The organism is Glutamicibacter sp. GQ173 (genome assembly GCF_059759215.1).
In genome coordinates this window covers 1-1,131 of sequence record NZ_JCAXDT010000021.1, presented here as the reverse complement: position 1 = coordinate 1,131, position 1,131 = coordinate 1, and the positions used below count along the sequence as shown (strand labels likewise).

Sequence of the window (1,131 nt, the reverse complement as noted above, 5' to 3'; positions counted from 1 at the left end):
TGAACTGCTCCCCAAAAGTTGGACTGTAAAAGTCGACTACTTTTGGGGAGCATTTTCATGCGAACACGCAGCACATTAACCGAGGGCCAACGAGAACGACTCGTTGATCTTTTTGAAGCCGGCATGGGATCGAAAGCTGCTGCCAGCCAACTAAACGTTCGTTACTCCGCCACGGAGAAGCTTTACGATCGGTGGAGATTACATGGCAGGCTTTGTCTTATGGAAAAGCCAACCAAGACTGCGTATTCCTTCGAGATCAAGAAGGAAGTCGTTGACCGGTACCTCGCCGGTGAAACTGGTATGGATCTCGCCGCCGAGTTCCATATCAGTTCAAAGGAAATGGTGAAGACTTGGGCGCGAGCATGGCGCCTAGGTGGGGACGAAGCGCTCATGCCCAAACCCAAAGGGCGGCCTAAAGGCGCCGTTCAGCCTGAACCTTTGAGCGAAGAAGAGAAGCTCCGTCGGGAGAACAAGCGACTGCTCGCCGAGGTAGCCTACCTGAAAAAATTGCGGGACTTGAGGGAGCAGGGGCACCGCTAAAAACCCAGGCGATTGTCACTCTCAAGTCAGAACACGACCTCGCAGACCTGCTGGCCGCGGCAGGATTGGCCAGGTCAACCTATTACTACCACCTGAAACTGATGGACCAGGCGGATCCGCATGCGGAACTCAAAACAGCCATCACCACGTCCTTTGAGAACAGCAAACGACGCTACGGGTATCGAAGAGTTCACATGGACCTTCGAGCTGAAGGCTGGAATGTCGGTAGGAAGCTGGTCCGCAAGCTGATGCGGATCCTGGGATTCCAATCCAAAGCGCGTCCGAAGCGGCGTTATAACTCGTATCAGGGTGGGCAGAGCAAGATCGCTGAGAATCTGTTGCAACGGCATTTTGACGTGGAAGCACCGGATACTGTTTACGTCAGTGACGTGACTGAGTTCAGAGTTGATCAGAGAAAACTGTATTTGCCTCCCATCATGGATCTGTTTGACCACAGCATCCTGAGCTACACGATCGCCTCCTCACCTACCACGGCGTTCACCAAAGAAAGCTTGGCACTGGCTTTAGGTTCCCGGGACTTCAACAAGAAGCTGTTGGTCCATACGGATCAAGGTTTCCAGTATCAGCATC

Annotated in this window: 2 protein-coding genes; both read left to right on the top strand. The window is 53.1% G+C overall.

The annotated features are described in order from the left end of the window. Positions 1–57 precede the first annotated feature (57 nt). The gene (locus AC6CHO_RS17205; protein ID WP_498216701.1) at positions 58–540 is read left to right on the top strand and encodes a helix-turn-helix domain-containing protein; all 483 of its coding nucleotides are present in this window, start codon (positions 58–60) and stop codon (positions 538–540) included. Then, positions 507–1,131, top strand: a 625-nt coding sequence (locus AC6CHO_RS17200; RefSeq protein WP_498216702.1) for an IS3 family transposase, incomplete at its 3' end; no start/stop codon positions are given. The genes AC6CHO_RS17205 and AC6CHO_RS17200, both read left to right, overlap by 34 nt.

Bases quoted from the DNA above. Each gene is read 5' to 3' on its own strand.
- AC6CHO_RS17205 (WP_498216701.1), top strand. From the start codon at position 58: ATGCGAACACGCAGCACATTAACCGAGGGCCAACGAGAACGACTCGTT.